The following is a 14215-nucleotide window of genomic DNA, read 5'->3' as shown; positions in this document are numbered from 1 at the left end:
CAGGAGCCCACTATGTCCAAACCGCAGCGTCTCATTCTCCATCTGTCCGCTTTCGTACTTTGCCTGCTGTTCTCCGCCGCGCTCGCGACATGGCGTGGGGCCTTGTGGCCTTTTGATCCAAAGGCAACGGCCCTGATGACTGTGAGCGGACTCGCCAGTGTTTTCTCCGGCTGGGGGCCGGTCTGGATTATCCCCCTTGTGCTGTCCGTGGCCGTGAACAGGATGGTCTGGCGCCTCGCGTTGTGGATCATCACGGTCGTGGCAATGATCGGGATGCATGGCACACTCGGGCCCGCTCAGGGCTTTGCACCGCTCACACGTCTCACGGTGCCCAGTGCGGTTTTGCTTTATGCCGTCCCAACCGCAATGTGCCTGCTCCTCGGTTCGCTTATTCGCCTCACAATGTCGCGCTCCACAGAATTCAATTGATGAATGTTAATTTCTGACTGAAAATATCGGATATACATCACGAGATCAGTTATGGAGCCTTCCGATATGCATGATCTGCCGAGCCGCCGCCGTTTTCTTCTGTCTTCGGCCATCTCCGTTGCGGCCTTGTCCATGCCCGCCGTACTGCGTGCCAAAACGCCGCTTCAGGGTTTGACCTTTTACGGCCCGCCCGCCGGCCCCTCGATCACACTCGCCTATGCGGTCGCGGAAGGCTCATTTTCCGACATCGCCGGGGAGGTCGCGTTCAAGACCTGGCGAGATCCTGATGAATTGCGGGCCGGACTGACATCCGGCACGATGAAAGTCGTGATCATGCCTTCGAACGCCGCCGCCAATCTCTATAATCGCGGGCTTGGCGTGCGCATGGTCAATGCCATGACACTCGGTCTCAACTATATCATGACCAAAGACCCCGCGATCAAAACACCCGCCGATCTTAGAGGTCGCTCCATCACCTTCCCCTTCCGCAATGACACGCCGGACATCCTTTTGCGCCGCGTTCTGGCAGCTGCCGATGTGCCTGAGAACAGCCTCAAAATCGTCAATGCCGCCACCCCGATCGAAGCAGTGCAGCTTCTGCTCTCGGGTCGCGCGGAAACGGCGGTTCTGCCGGAACCCGCCACCACCATGGCGGAGATGCGCGCGCTGCAAGCCGGGCAAGAGGTTTATCGCGCCATCAACATCCAGGAAGAATGGGGCAAGATCACCGGTCTTGGCCCCGTCGCCCCCCAAGCCGGTCTGGCAGTGATGCGCGATTTCGATGAGGCCAACCCCGGCGTGATCGAAGCCATTCAAAGTGCCATCGAGGCGACCCTCCCCAAAGTCATTGCCAACCCCATGGAAGCCGCCAAAGCCGCCGCTAACGCACTTGGCATGCCCGCACCGATCCTGGCGAAATCCATTCCGCATTCCGCCTTGTCGGCAGATCGGGCCTCAAGTCTGCGCCCACAATTCGAGGCCATGTACAAGGCCGTGGCCGATGTCGAACCGCGAGCCATCGGCGGGCAATTGCCCGATGATGGTTTCTATCGCCTATGACCGGCCTTCTCGACAGACTGGGGCGCAGCGCGCGCTTTCTCTGGGGCGGCTGGTCGGGGCTGGCCGCGCTCGCGCTGTTTGCTGCGCTTTGGCAGGCGGGGCACGAAGCCTATGGCGATTTCATCCTGCCGGCACCTTTGGCAACGCTCCGAACCGCGCTGAACATCCTCGGCAGCCCTGAGAACTGGGCCATTTTCATCGCTACAATGCGCCGCGCCCTGATCGGGTTTGCGCTCTCCGCCCTGATTGGCGGCTTTGCGGGTCTGATCGCAGGCTACTCACCCGCCACCATGCGTCTGGCGCGCCCGCTTCTGACGGTCATCCTCGGGGTTCCGCCGATTGCATGGCTGGTGCTGGCGCTGATCTGGTTCGGGGCGACGGATGGGATGGTGATCGTCACCATTTTCGTGGGGGTCGTGCCTCTGGTCTTTGCAGGCACAGCCGAAGGCATCGCCACACGAGATCGCGGGCTGGATGCCATGGCCGAAGTGTTCGGGGCCACCCGGTTGCGCCGGTTCTGGAGCGTCGGGTTTCGCCAGATGCTCGCGCATCTTTTCCCAGCGTTGCTCTTGGGCCTGGCTTCTTCGATCAAGGTGGCGGTGATGATCGAAGTGCTCTCCTCCGTCGGCGGGATCGGCAACGAGTTGGCGAAAGCCCGTCAATATATGGATGTGACACAGGCGCTTGCGTGGATCGGCATCGCGGTCGCAGGGTTGATCGCGGTGGAGTATGCGCTGGTGCATCCGGTGCGCGCAGAAGTCGAGCGCTGGCGTGAGGCGGCACGGCCTTGGGGAATCAAACGATGAGTTCTCCGTCCCTTGCACTGCGCCGGGTTTCTCATGCCTTTCTCGGGCGCGAGGTCATTTCGAAGATCAACCTAGAAATCGCCGATCACGAGGTCGTGGCACTTGTCGGCCCCTCCGGTTGCGGCAAGTCCACACTGGCCCATATCGCAGCCGGTCTTTCCGAACCGAAAGAAGGCCGGGTGATCCGGGGTTACGCCCGTCACAGCATGGTGTTTCAGGAGCCGAGACTGATGCCATGGGCAACTGCGCTTGAGAATGTCGCCTATGTCGCGCGCCTCTCGGGCCTGTCGCGACGGCGCGCACGAGCCGCAGCGGCACAGAGCACCGAACGTGTGGGATTTTTGCCTGAAGACCTGGACAAGTTTCCCGTCGAGCTGTCCGGCGGTATGCGTCAGAGGATCGCCATTGCCCGCGCTTTGGTTGCCAATCCCGATTTCATCTATTTCGACGAGCCCTTTACCGCACTCGATGCCGCACTCAAACACCGGATGCAGGACATCGTGATCGAGGCCTCGCAATCGGGCCGGTTCGGCGCACTCTTTGTGACCCATGATCTCACGGAAGCCGCCCGTATCGCCAGCCGCATCGCGGTGATGCACCCCACGGGTCAGGGGATCATGGGGCTGCGCGACATTTCCGGTCGCCCGGGAATGCGGTCCGAACGCGAGCTGTTCGACCTGACTCAACACTGGCAACATGACGATCCGTTGTTTCGCCATGTGCATGATGTCGATGAAAGGCGGATCGCATGAAAGACACGTCTCAATCCGCTCCGCCACTCTCGACGGTCCTTGCCGACGAAGGCTTTCGCCTGTTCTTTCCGCTGGCTGCCGCCCATGCCGCCCTTTGGCCGTTTCTGTGGGTCGCGGTTCAGGGCTATCTCCTGATCGGCGCGACGGAAATCGCCTCCTCCGTCTGGCATATGCATGAGATGATTGTCGGCTCCTTTGGCGCCGCGCTGATCGGGTTTCTGACCACGGCTTTCCCAGAATGGACTGACACGCCAAAGCTGCAAGGTTGCGCGCTTTGGAGCTTTGCGGCGATCTGGGGCGTTGCGCGGCTGATCGGGCTGATCGGTTTCGACGCGCTGACACCGCTGGCCGCGCTTGGCGATCTGGCATGGATGGCCGGGCTGATCCTCTACGGGATCGCAATCACATGGCGCAAACGCACGGACCGGCTTCTGGCCTTTCTGCCATGGCTTGTGGGCTTCTTCATGGCCGAGGCGATCACGCGCTATTTCACGATCACCGGCGACAGTTATCTGGCGGGGGAAGCGGTGAAATACAGCGGCCTTGTGTTTCTTGGCGTGTTGGGGCTGGCGCTTGCGCGGATCACCGTGCCTGTGACCAATCTCGTGCTGGACCCGAGCGAAGAGACCTCGCCCTACCGCCCCCATCCGGGCCGCAAAAATCTCGCCCCCGGTCTGGTTGCGTTCGTGCTTTTGGGAAAATTCTTCGGGCTGAGCGACACAGTCGTCGCCTGGCTGATGATTGCGGCCGGGGCAGGGTTTCTCGACCGTGCCGGAGAAGGATTCATCGGGCGCGAGACATTCCGGGTCGAAATCATCGCCCTCACCCTGCCCTCCCTGCTTTCTGGTGCTGGTCTGATCTGGCTTGGGGCTTCCGCGCTTGGTGCTCCTGTATTGCCCGCAGGCGGCTGGCATCTCGCACTGATGGGCGGACTTGGCGTCGCCGTGCTCGCGGTCCTCTCCATTGCCGGGCTGTTCCACGCCGGTCTGACACTTCCGGTCGGAGGCGCAGTCAAAACGGCACTGGTTTTACTCGTGATCTCTGTCGTGCTGCGAATTTTCCCGGAACTGGGCATGATCTCCGCCATGGCAGGCCACCTGAGCGCGTCTGTGTTCTGGGCCGCGGGATTTGGTCTCTGGCTCTGGCGCTACTGGCCGATCCTCACCGACCCCGACACGCTTGGTCAGCATGAGGGCTGCTGAGGCGGAGAGCGGCACAGGACAGGATAGAACTCCTTGGCCAGTTCTCTGATGCTTTACCTGCTCAATAAGAGCAATGATTTGATCCCGGAAATCCGTCGGGTGGTACGGGGGCCTTGCACCTAGCGTATGCACACTTTTCCATTGCAGTCAAAAAGCGTCCATCAAACCGGGGGAACTCCAATCAGCAGGCGGATTATTGAAGATCATCATTGAGCGAAGACTGGAGCGGGCGTAGATTCAAGTATTTATCCGATGTGCCCGATCTTGAAATCGCGACGGGCGATGCAACGCTGGTCAAGGTTCACCGACACGATCATGGCGCAAAAAGGGGCACTCGTCACGGCACGGTTGGGTCGCGCCATTGTGACGACATCGCTTTTGAAGCGCGCTTCTCAACGGACGATGAAGCACCACAGACCCTAGAGCGCCTTGTGCAATCTCTCGGCAACGCTCCGGGATGCATCGGAAAGCCGTTTGCCAATCCCCGCGATCTCTTCCTCAGACAGATCGGTTCCCGGAAAGGTCAGGCTCAGACTACCTGTCACCTCCTCCTGCGCATCGAAAAGCGCGGTTGCAACGCCGGTCACCCCGGGGGTCACCGCTGCGACCGTGTGATGCCAGCCCCTCTGTCGAATGTCTTTCAGAACCGAACGGACCGCAGGCAGGGTCTCACCCAGACCCGCTTTGGCAAACGCGACCGGGTTCTCATCGTAAAGACGGGAGAGTTGATAAGGCGACAGATGGGCCAGAATAACTTGCGACGCCGCCCCTCTCAACAAGGGTCGCGACCGTCCCCGTTCAAAGTTGGACCGGACTTGATCGGTACTGCTTTCCTGATGAACGCAGAGGACACCCTGACGATACCGGCGGCACAAAAGACTGACGCTGGGATATTCCTGGGTCAGGTCCTGCATGATCGGCCGCGCCGCCCGGATCAGGGGGTCGCTGACAATGATCTGATAGTCCATCTGGATGATGCGTGGACCCAAACTATAGCCACGCCCCGGAAAGGACGACAACAACCCCGCATCCGTCAGAACCTTGAGATAACGGTATAAAGTCGAGCGGCTGAACCCCAGTCGCACAAGCATCGCATCGAAATCCCATTCCGGATTTTCCTCATCGAAGAGATCCAGAATGCCCAATAGTTTTTCATGACTTTGCACGAGATGCCCCTGCTCTGCGGCTGCGATCTGTCGCAAGACCGTAAGGGAGCCGTCGTCAGGTGCCAAGGGTTGAGCAGATTGTTTTTAAAAATCCTATAATATGGGATTATTTATTGACTCACATCAAAACCACCCGTAGCCCTGATCCCGTGAAGGAGAACCAAGGGAGAAAAAAATGAACACCCAAGTCACAATCATCGGCGCCGGTCCCGTGGGGCTGACCCTCGCGGTCGATCTCGGCCTGCAAGGCATCAAATGCACATTGGTCGAGAAAAAACCGCAGCCGGAATTCCTGCCGAAGATGGAACGCTGCAATGCGCGCACCATGGAGATTTTCCGGCGCATGGGGCTGGCCGAAAAAATCAGGGAGGCGGGCTTGGATGGCGATGTCCCGATGGATGTTTTCGTCATCACGAAAATGACGGAAAAGCCCCTGCTGCATCTCAAGTACCCTTCGGTGAACGAGGCCCGCAAAATCTGCGACGCGTCGGAAGACACGTCGGAACCCGCCGAACCCTATCAGTTGATTTCCCAATATACCGTGGAACCGCTGCTGAAATCCGTGGCCGAGAAACTGCCCAGCGTCACCCTCGCCTACGATACGGAATTCGTCGACTTCAAACAGGATGCCCGCTCCGTCGTCACCACCTTGCGTCGTGCGGACGGAAGCACCTACGATCTGCGCTCCGATTACATGGTCGGCTGCGACGGCGGCGCAAGCCCGGTTCGCAAGACGCTTGGCATTCGTCTGCGTGGAGAGGGCAACCTGCTGCAATTGCGTCAGGCGCTCTACCGCTGTGACGATCTGTTCGACCGCCTTCCGCTGGGTGACGGTCCGGGCCATGGACGGCATTACCATGTCGCCGACAACCAGGCCTCTTTTCTCATCATGCAGGACTCGACCAAACACTGGACCCTCCACGCCGTCGTCGAAAGCGACGAAGCCATGGCAACCCAGTTCGAAAAGGTTGTGGGCACGGATGTCGATTATGAAATGCTCTATGTCGGGGAATGGAAACAGAACCTGCTGCTGGCCGACCGCTACGGGCACGGGCGGGTCTTTCTCGCCGGGGATGCCGTCCATTTGGTGATCCCCACGGGTGGCCTCGGCATGAACACCGGCGTGGGCGATGCCATCGACCTGTCGTGGAAACTGGCTGCGACGCTACAAGGCTGGGCCGGGCCGAACCTGTTGCGCTCCTACGAGGTCGAACGCCGTCAGATCGGCGACCGCAATATCGGTGCGTCGCGCTATGCCTCTCAGGGCCGCCGCAAATGGCGCGGACAATGGCAACCGGGCTTCAACGACGACACGCCGGAGGGGCAGGCTCTGCGGGACAACCTTGCGCAGGTTGCAGACGTCGAACAGCGCAAGACCAACGAAATGATCGGGGCCGAGCTTGGGTATCGCTATGTGGACAGCCCGGTGATCTGGGACGAACCCGGTGGCCCTGAGCATCTGTTTCGCAGCTACAACCCGACCGCATGGACCGGTGTACGCATGCCGCATGTCTGGCTCGCCCCTGGACAGTCGATCAATGACGGCTTCGACCGCAGTTATTCGTTTGTCCGCTTCACCGACAGCTCCGATGGCGTAAGCGAACTCGCCGCAGCCTTCCAACTTATAGGAGCACCGCTCCGGGTAATTGACCTGCCGGACCCGAAACTGCGCGCGCTTTATGGGAGAGACATGTTCCTGCTGCGCCCCGATCTTCATATCGCCTGGCGCGGCGATGCCCTGCCACAGGACCCGATGACGCTGGCGCTTCTGAGCACGGGCTACCCGGTTCAGGGAATGGGACGGCATCACCTCTGAACGTTCTCACATCGAGACGAAAGCCCCCGGCTCAATGGAACCGGGGGCTTCTTTGTGCTGATTGTCCAAACCTTGTTTAGAACACAGTGCTTTTCTGCGGCAAAACAAAACGCCGCCACAGCCAGACAACCCCGAGCAGCAGTCCGGCCAGTTCGATCCAAAGACCGAAGGCTCCTACATCCGCCGGGATCAGCAACATCAGACCGGCGATAGCCACCCACAGACGTTCCGCCACCCCAAGATGAGCGCGACAGAACCCGACCATGGCGACAGAAACCAGCCAGATGCCGGCAGAGGCCGAGACCACAGCGAGAACGATCGCCGGCCAGCTCCCTTGCATCAGAAGCGAGGGAGAGAAGACAAAGAGAAACGGCACGATGAAAGCCGGCCACCCAACACGCACCGATGTCAGCGCGGTCTGCATTGCGCTTGCCCCGGAAATGCTTGCAGCGGCGAAAGCAGCCACGGCAACCGGGGGCGAGATCATCGACATCATTCCGAAATAGAAGATGAAGAAATGCGCGGCAATCGGCATCACACCGAGTTGCAGCAAAGGCGGGGCCGCCAGCGTCGCCACCAGAAGATAAATCCCCGTGGTCGGCATCCCCATGCCAAGCAGAATACATACAACAGCCGTGGCAAGCAGCAACAGCAGCAAACTGGTCTGCCCCAGACTGACAAGCAGATAGGTCAGACCGAAACCGAGGCCCGTCGTCTGAAGAACGCCGATCACGATCCCCGCAATGGCTCCGATCAGCACGATCTCGACCGATCCTCGTCCGGTGTCCAGCAGCGCATCCCAAAGTTCGCGCAATTGAACCCGGTGTCCTTTGTAGCCAAAGAGCCGGTTGAAGATGATGACCGCCACAATCGCCCAGAATGCGGCTTCCGTCGGGGATTTGTTTTCACTGAACAACAGCCAGATCAGCACCGCGAATGGTATCGGGAAATACCAGCCGACCCGCAGAACATCCGCAAGACGCGGGATCATCTCTTCGGGGACCGGCGGAATATGTTTCACCCCGGCCTCAAGATCGGCCTGAATGATCACGGCCAGAAAGAAGAGAAACGAGGGAATGATCGCGGCGACCACCACGGTCGCATAAGAGGTCTGCAACAGCTCCGCCATGAGAAAGGCCGCGGCCCCCATGACCGGCGGCATAAGCTGCCCCCCGGTCGAAGCGACCGCTTCGAGCGAAGCGGCCATCCGTGGGCTGTATCCCCCCTTTTTCATCAGAGGAATTGTGATGACGCCGGTGGAGGCGACATTGGCCACGGCACTGCCGGAAATGGACCCGAAAAGCGCCGAGGAAACGATGGCCATTTTGGCGGCACCGCCGCGGCGGCGACCCACCAGAGCAATGGCGAGATCCGTGAACCAGTGCGCCCCACCCGTGGCCTGCAACACCGCTCCGAAAAGGATATAGATCACCACGATTGTGGCCACGATCTTGATCGGGGAACTCATCATCGCCGTCGAGTCGATGGTCAGATAGCCCAGCAATTCATCCAGCGGGCTGGCACGTCCCCCCAGAGCTCCGGGCACCTTGTCGGCCAAAAGCCCATAGGCAAGAAAAACCAGAACAACCGCCACGAGACTGAACCCCGCCTTGCGTCGCAGGGCTTCGAGCAGCAGGGGGATCAACCCCATGCCTATCCATGAAATCTCCTGCTCGTAACGAAAGAAGTTCGTGGAGATCATCGGATAGCGCCAGGCTGTCCAGACACAAATCCCAAGCCCTGCCCCCGCCAGAAGAAAATCGACCCAGCGCGGATAAAACTGTTTCGGGCTCATAATATAAGCCGCGCCAATGGCACAACCGAGGACCAGGAACAGGAGTTGTTCCTGGAAAACGGCGATGCCGAAACGGGACGCGATATTACCGCCCAGGATAAGTGCGAAAAAAGTGATGCCAAGACCGAGGCCCCGACCCAATGCCGCTACCGGCTTTGAAGTGACTTGCATGTGCGTGTCCTGTCGCTTGCAGGAAAAGGAAGCGCGGATACGGGAATGGTGTTTGTTATGACCGATGCGTCATCTGCGTCGGCGGGTCTCCCCATGTCCGCCAGTCAAGTCGCGCCCGCCCCTCCCGGAACGGGCGCAAAATGCGATCACTGAGCGCTCAGCCCGGCTTCTTCGTAATAGCGTAGTGCGCCCGGATGATAGGCCATGCCGAAATCGGTATGGATTTTTGCCGTAGAGTAATTCGCCCACAAAGGCCCGGACGCTTTCAAGGCAGCCTCATTCTCGGCCAAGGCCTTGGTCACGGCATAAACGACATCATCCGGCACATCCTTGTTGGCAAAGAGTACGGTTTCGTAGACGTGCAATCCGGTCGGCACATCAATCCCGTCGAGCCCCTCGGCCGGGTCCACCATCTCGATACGAGTCGTTGGCAAAGCGGCCATCATGGTCCCCTCGGGTTCCAGCGGAATATAACGGATACCGCCGTCGATCGTCGCGTTCATCTCACGCACCGCAGCCGATCCCGCCGCCGCGATCACCGCATCCACCTGACCTTCGCGAAACGCCTGCCAGCTGTTGGGCAGGGATGTGACCGGCACACCCGACACATCGTCATGGCTGAGCCCGGACCCGGCGAGAAACGCATCCCAAAAATATTCGAACAGAGGCGAAGCATTGTATCCGGTCGGGATACGCTTTCCTTTCAGCTCAGTAACGCTGTTCACCCCACCCTTCTTGGTGACGATCACACCTTGCACGAAAGGCGCAAGCGTGGCGACAATGCGGAGGTTATCATGCGGTTGCCCATCGGAGAGCATCGTCCCCGTGACCCCCATGTAATATTGCATGGAATTGGAAATGCCGAAGTCGATCCGCCCCATATCCACGCCCGTCATATATTGCTGCGTTCCGGCCATCGCCTGCGGGCGCATCTGATGGTCCGAATGCGACGAGACGACATTGGACACAGCTGCTCCGAGTTGTGCCACCGCACCGCCCTCGGTCGTGCCCACGCTGAGCACCTGTGCCGAAGCGGTTGACGCCAGTGACATGGCGATCGCAGCCACCAAACCTTTCATTTTGAGCATCTTCTCCTCCCTTTGATGCATTATTCACGCGCGGCGGCCATGAGACGACAGCCGCGCGTATTTTTTCAGTTCTTTTTCAATCCGAAAAAATCCTGTGCGTTGCGGTACGAAATCTTCTCGCGGGTTTCCGTGGACATCTCAATGGATTCCAGAACCTTGATCGTATCGCGAATATAGCCCGGCCCACGTTCCGGGTCGAAGGGGCTGTCCGAAGCAAAGAGAACTTTGTCCTCCCCGTAGAATTCCAACCCGCAAAGCGTCGCCGCACGGGAGCCGAAGACGGCGGTATCGGCATAGAAATCCTTGAAATAGTCCAGCGGACGTTTCTTGAGGCTCTTGAGCACGAGGCTCAGATCCTCATCCGTGGTGCGTTTGCCGAGTTGGTCCATGCCCGGCCCGACGCGTCCTTCGAAATAGGGCACCATGGCACCGAGATGGTGCCCAAGCACTTTCAGCTTGGGCAAACGGTCCATCATCCCCGAAAACACCAGTCGCGCCATGGCCGCACTGGTTTCATACGGCCAGCCGAACGTCCACCAGATCTCGTATTTCGATTTTTCCTCGTCAATGTAGTCCGGCATGTTGGCGCCGCGCGACGGGTGCAGAAGCACCGGCTTGCCGTGTTTTTCCGCCATTTCGAACACCGCGAAGAATTCGTCGTTGTCCAGCGCGCGCCCGTTCACATTGGTATGAATTTGAAGCCCGTTTGCCCCCAGTTCAGTAAAAGCCCGCTCCGCCTCCGCTGCCGCATTGGGCGAATTCATCGGCAAGGATGCGATGAAGCCCGCGAAACGATCCGGATGACGATTCACGAGTTCGGCCATCCCGTCATTGCCGAGCCGTGCGAATTCCTCGGTCTCTTCCGGGGCACCGAGGCTTTCCAGCGGCGGCATGCCCAAAGAAAGGATTTGCGTGTAGTCGTCGAAACGATCCATCACGCGGAAGCGTTCTTCCAGATCGTAAATCGCCGGGATGCCCCGCATCCTCTGACCGATATCACGTATCGTCCCCTCGGAGGTCTGCATCTTGTCCCACAAGGGTTTGGGAAAGAAATGGTTGAAGGCGTCGATGTATCTCACTCTTTGTCCTCCCTGAGATCAGTCCCGGAAAAGGTACGGAACCGCAGACAAGCTGACAAAGACCGTTTGCCTCTTAATGATATAAGAAATACTTTTACCTTATCCGGGAACAGACCGGGAGGAGCGATACATGAAACTCAAACAGCTTCGCTATTTCATCGAAGTTGCCCATTGCGGCAGCCAGACCTCGGCAGCGCAACGGCTCAATGTCTCTCAACCGGCTCTGGGGCTTCAGATTCGCGAACTCGAAGCGGATCTCGGCGTTCAGCTTTTTCACAGACGCAGCCGCGGAATGGAATTGACCCCGGCGGGAAAGGAACTCCTCGGGCGCGCCGAACGGGTGTTTCAGGATCTGGAAGACACACGGCAAGCCATGCGGAGTTTCGCACAACGTCCCCGACGCATATTGAGCCTGGGAACCCCGCCCACGCCGGGAAAGCTCCTGGTGCCGTCGCTTCTGCGCGCGCTTGCCAGTCAGGACGCTCTCACTCTTGCGCTTCATGAAGGGCTGTCTTCGGATCTCGTCACACATATCAAAAGCGGAGATCTCGATCTTGCCCTGAGCTATGATCCGCCTCCGGATGAGACCCGCCTCAGTGCCGCGCTCGCCCATGACGATCTGATCCTTGTCGGCCCACCGGGAGAGCTGGGAGGGGGCCTTCGCCCCGTCGATTTTCACACCTTAGGCGAGTTCCCCATGGTGATGGACAGCCCGAAACAGATCACACGGCGCCTGTTGGATAAAATGGCGCGTCAGGAAAACGTCACGCTTCAGGTTGTGCTCGAAGTGGACTCCGTCAATCTCAAACGCGAGGTTCTTCTGTCGCAAGACTGCTTTGCGATTGTCCCGCGCGGCCTGTTTCAGGAGGCCATCACGGAAGAGCGTTTCGACTGGGCCCCCATCACGGCCCCCTGTATCACGCGCACCCTGTATCTGACGGCCCGCCGCCATTTACCTGTCGAGGATTTTCATCTGATCCTGGACACGCTCACCCCGATTGTAAGCGACCATATCCGCGGCAAAGACGTCAATTGGCGTCAGCCCTAAAACTCCAGGATCAGACAGGTCGTCGTGCCGAAGGCGACAATGCGGTCTTGCGCGTCGAACAGTTTCGCTTCCGCCGTGGCGGTGCGGCGACCGGCGGTCAGAATTTTGCCTTCGCAGAGATACCGCTCGCCCACTTTGGGCGCGCGTGTCAGGTTGGTTTTGACCTCCATTGTCGTATATCCGGTCCCCGCCGGCAGTACCGAATGCACCGCACAGCCCAGAGCCGTGTCGAGCACCGTCATGGCCCAGCCGCCATGCACACCGCCCATCGGATTGACGAAGTTCGCAGGCGGGCTTGCCTCCCAAAGCGCACGGCCCTCCTCGATCTCAAGCATCCATTCATTCGCAACACCGCAAACCTGCGGCGCGGGCAAATCTCCGGCGATGACGCGTTTGAACAGCTCGACCCCGGACAGGGTTCTAAGGTGATCAATCGGAATGGGCGCCAGAAGGTTTGTGTCGATGGTGTGCATGAAAATTGTCCTTTGAGTTCGGCTTTTGATTTTTGACCATGCGCACGGCATGGCGAACAGGGCGCAGCGCTATCGCCTACGCCCTGTCGTCTGTTCATCCAAGGATCACAGGGCCTCGATGGCCACCGCGATCCCCTGCCCGCCGCCGATGCACATGGTGATCAGCGCGCGTTTCTGGCCAGTCCGTTCAAGCTCATAAAGCGCCTTGATGAACAAGATCGCCCCCGAAGCCCCGATCGGGTGACCCAGCGCAATCGCACCGCCGTTCGGGTTCACCTTGTCATTGTCCATGCCAAGCGTGTTGCTCACCGCCAGCGCCTGCGCCGCGAAAGCCTCGTTCGATTCGATCAGATCGAAATCGGCGAGCGACAGCCCGGTGCGGGTCAAAAGCCCCTGAACCGCCGGGATCGGACCTGTGCCCATGACTTCGGGACGCACACCCGCGACGTGATAGCCGACGATCCGCGCGCGCGGTTTCAGACCCGCCTTCGACGCCGCCTCCGCCGTCGCGAGCACAACCGCCGCCGCCCCGTCGTTGAGGCCGGAAGCATTGCCCGCCGTCACGGTGCCGTCCTTCTGGAAGGCCGGGCGCAGTTTGGCGAGCGACTCGAGCGTACTGGCCTTGGGGTGCTCATCCGTCTCAAAAGCCACCATGTCGCGTTTCACCCGAACCTCGACGGGCACAATCTGGGATTTGAAATACCCGGCCCCGATGGCCTTGAGGGCGCGCTCCTGGCTTTGCAGGGCAAAGGCGTCCTGCGCCTCACGGGTGATGCCATATTCGGAAGCGACATTTTCCGCCGTGATCCCCATGTGACCCGTGCCGAACGGACAGGTCAGTGCGCCGATCATCATATCGGTCGCCCCGGTGTCGCCCATTTTCTGACCCCAGCGCAGGGCGGGCAGGATATAGGGCGCGCGGCTCATATTCTCGCTGCCGCCCGCAAGCGCGAATTCGGCATCCCCCAGCATCAGCGATTGCGCCGCCGACACGATGGCCTGAAGGCCCGAACCACACAGCCGGTTGACGTTCATCGCAGGCGTCTCGTTCGGCACGCCCGCGCCAATGGCGGCCGCGCGGCTCACATACATATCGCGCGGTTCGGTGTTGATCACATGGCCGAAAACCACGGTTTCGATCTGTCCGCCCTCGACGCCGGAGCGCACCAGCGCCTCCTTTGCCACAATGGTTCCCATCTCGATCGGGGACGTGCCCACAAGCGAGCCTCCAAAGGCTCCGATCGCCGTCCGCGCACCGTCCAGCACCACGATATCCGTCATATTCTTCTCCATTCCTATGCGCCGGTTTCCGATGTCCGGGCGCGGATCAG

General features: G+C 59.8%; 13 protein-coding genes. 7 read left to right on the top strand and 6 right to left on the bottom strand.

Translation table 11 applies throughout. The features are described 5' to 3' along the window. Positions 1–12: 12 nt before the first annotated feature. The 5 genes from C8N42_RS16000 (at position 13) to C8N42_RS15980 (ending at position 4248) form a co-directional block, all read left to right on the top strand. Positions 13–429, top strand: coding sequence for a hypothetical protein (locus C8N42_RS16000; RefSeq protein ID WP_107817586.1), 417 nt, complete (start codon positions 13–15; stop codon positions 427–429). 66 nt (positions 430–495) lie between these two features. Further along, positions 496–1488 (top strand): ABC transporter substrate-binding protein, encoded by a 993-nt coding sequence (locus tag C8N42_RS15995; protein WP_170109333.1) that lies wholly within the window; start codon positions 496–498, stop codon positions 1486–1488. Next, positions 1485–2294 carry an ABC transporter permease gene (locus C8N42_RS15990; protein ID WP_107817584.1) on the top strand — a complete coding sequence of 270 codons (810 nt, stop codon included), beginning with the start codon at positions 1485–1487 and terminating at the stop codon, positions 2292–2294. The genes C8N42_RS15995 and C8N42_RS15990 overlap by 4 nt, the downstream gene beginning before the upstream one ends. After that, complete coding sequence (locus C8N42_RS15985; RefSeq protein WP_107817583.1) at positions 2291–3046, top strand: ABC transporter ATP-binding protein; 756 nt, start codon at positions 2291–2293, stop codon at positions 3044–3046. Before C8N42_RS15990 ends, C8N42_RS15985 begins: the two co-directional genes overlap by 4 nt. Next, on the top strand, positions 3043–4248 hold the full coding sequence (locus C8N42_RS15980) for an NnrS family protein (RefSeq protein ID WP_107817582.1): 1206 nt from the start codon (positions 3043–3045) through the stop codon (positions 4246–4248). Before C8N42_RS15985 ends, C8N42_RS15980 begins: the two co-directional genes overlap by 4 nt. Before the next feature lie 419 nt (positions 4249–4667). Here C8N42_RS15980 and C8N42_RS15975 read toward each other — a convergent pair whose 3' ends face one another. After that, positions 4668–5414 (bottom strand): IclR family transcriptional regulator, encoded by a 747-nt coding sequence (locus C8N42_RS15975; protein WP_170109332.1) that lies wholly within the window; start codon positions 5412–5414, stop codon positions 4668–4670. Positions 5415–5589: 175 nt separating this feature from the next. Here C8N42_RS15975 and C8N42_RS15970 point away from each other — a divergent pair, with 175 nt between their 5' ends. Beyond that, on the top strand, positions 5590–7230 hold the full coding sequence (locus C8N42_RS15970) for an FAD-dependent monooxygenase (RefSeq protein ID WP_107817580.1): 1641 nt from the start codon (positions 5590–5592) through the stop codon (positions 7228–7230). Between the two features lie 76 nt (positions 7231–7306). On the opposite strand, the gene C8N42_RS15965 is transcribed toward C8N42_RS15970, so the two are convergent. The 3 genes from C8N42_RS15965 to C8N42_RS15955 form a co-directional block, all read right to left on the bottom strand. Further along, the gene (locus tag C8N42_RS15965; protein WP_107817579.1) at positions 7307–9196 is read right to left on the bottom strand and encodes a TRAP transporter permease; all 1890 of its coding nucleotides are present in this window, start codon (positions 9194–9196) and stop codon (positions 7307–7309) included. Positions 9197–9342: 146 nt separating this feature from the next. After that, on the bottom strand, positions 9343–10284 hold the full coding sequence (locus tag C8N42_RS15960) for a TAXI family TRAP transporter solute-binding subunit (protein ID WP_170109331.1): 942 nt from the start codon (positions 10282–10284) through the stop codon (positions 9343–9345). Between the two features lie 65 nt (positions 10285–10349). Continuing rightward, the gene (locus tag C8N42_RS15955) at positions 10350–11363 is read right to left on the bottom strand and encodes an amidohydrolase family protein (protein WP_107817577.1); all 1014 of its coding nucleotides are present in this window, start codon (positions 11361–11363) and stop codon (positions 10350–10352) included. A gap of 130 nt (positions 11364–11493) precedes the next feature. On the opposite strand from C8N42_RS15955, the gene C8N42_RS15950 reads away from it, so the two are divergent. Beyond that, a complete protein-coding gene (locus C8N42_RS15950; protein ID WP_107817576.1) occupies positions 11494–12411 on the top strand; it encodes a LysR family transcriptional regulator in 918 nt (305 codons plus the stop codon). On the opposite strand, the gene C8N42_RS15945 is transcribed toward C8N42_RS15950, so the two are convergent. Both C8N42_RS15945 and C8N42_RS15940 read right to left on the bottom strand, forming a co-directional pair. Next, on the bottom strand, positions 12408–12884 hold the full coding sequence (locus C8N42_RS15945) for a PaaI family thioesterase (RefSeq protein WP_170109330.1): 477 nt from the start codon (positions 12882–12884) through the stop codon (positions 12408–12410). The two genes, C8N42_RS15950 and C8N42_RS15945, sit on opposite strands and share 4 nt — an antisense overlap. 105 nt (positions 12885–12989) lie before the next feature. Continuing rightward, positions 12990–14165, bottom strand: a complete 1176-nt coding sequence (locus tag C8N42_RS15940) for an acetyl-CoA C-acyltransferase family protein (protein WP_107817623.1) — start codon at positions 14163–14165, stop codon at positions 12990–12992. Positions 14166–14215: the final 50 nt, after the last annotated feature.

The organism is Celeribacter persicus, from assembly GCF_003050785.1.
Lineage (GTDB): Bacteria > Pseudomonadota > Alphaproteobacteria > Rhodobacterales > Rhodobacteraceae > Celeribacter > Celeribacter persicus.
This window is presented reverse-complemented; position numbering and strand designations above follow the sequence as displayed.

Bases quoted from the DNA above. Each gene is read 5' to 3' on its own strand.
- C8N42_RS16000 (WP_107817586.1), top strand. From the start codon at position 13: ATGTCCAAACCGCAGCGTCTCATTCTCCATCTGTCCGCTTTCGTACTT.
- C8N42_RS15995 (WP_170109333.1), top strand. From the start codon at position 496: ATGCATGATCTGCCGAGCCGCCGCCGTTTTCTTCTGTCTTCGGCCATC.
- C8N42_RS15990 (WP_107817584.1), top strand. From the start codon at position 1,485: ATGACCGGCCTTCTCGACAGACTGGGGCGCAGCGCGCGCTTTCTCTGG.
- C8N42_RS15985 (WP_107817583.1), top strand. From the start codon at position 2,291: ATGAGTTCTCCGTCCCTTGCACTGCGCCGGGTTTCTCATGCCTTTCTC.
- C8N42_RS15980 (WP_107817582.1), top strand. From the start codon at position 3,043: ATGAAAGACACGTCTCAATCCGCTCCGCCACTCTCGACGGTCCTTGCC.
- C8N42_RS15970 (WP_107817580.1), top strand. From the start codon at position 5,590: ATGAACACCCAAGTCACAATCATCGGCGCCGGTCCCGTGGGGCTGACC.
- C8N42_RS15965 (WP_107817579.1), bottom strand. From the start codon at position 9,196: ATGCAAGTCACTTCAAAGCCGGTAGCGGCATTGGGTCGGGGCCTCGGT.
- C8N42_RS15960 (WP_170109331.1), bottom strand. From the start codon at position 10,284: ATGCTCAAAATGAAAGGTTTGGTGGCTGCGATCGCCATGTCACTGGCG.
- C8N42_RS15950 (WP_107817576.1), top strand. From the start codon at position 11,494: ATGAAACTCAAACAGCTTCGCTATTTCATCGAAGTTGCCCATTGCGGC.
- C8N42_RS15945 (WP_170109330.1), bottom strand. From the start codon at position 12,884: ATGCACACCATCGACACAAACCTTCTGGCGCCCATTCCGATTGATCAC.
- C8N42_RS15940 (WP_107817623.1), bottom strand. From the start codon at position 14,165: ATGACGGATATCGTGGTGCTGGACGGTGCGCGGACGGCGATCGGAGCC.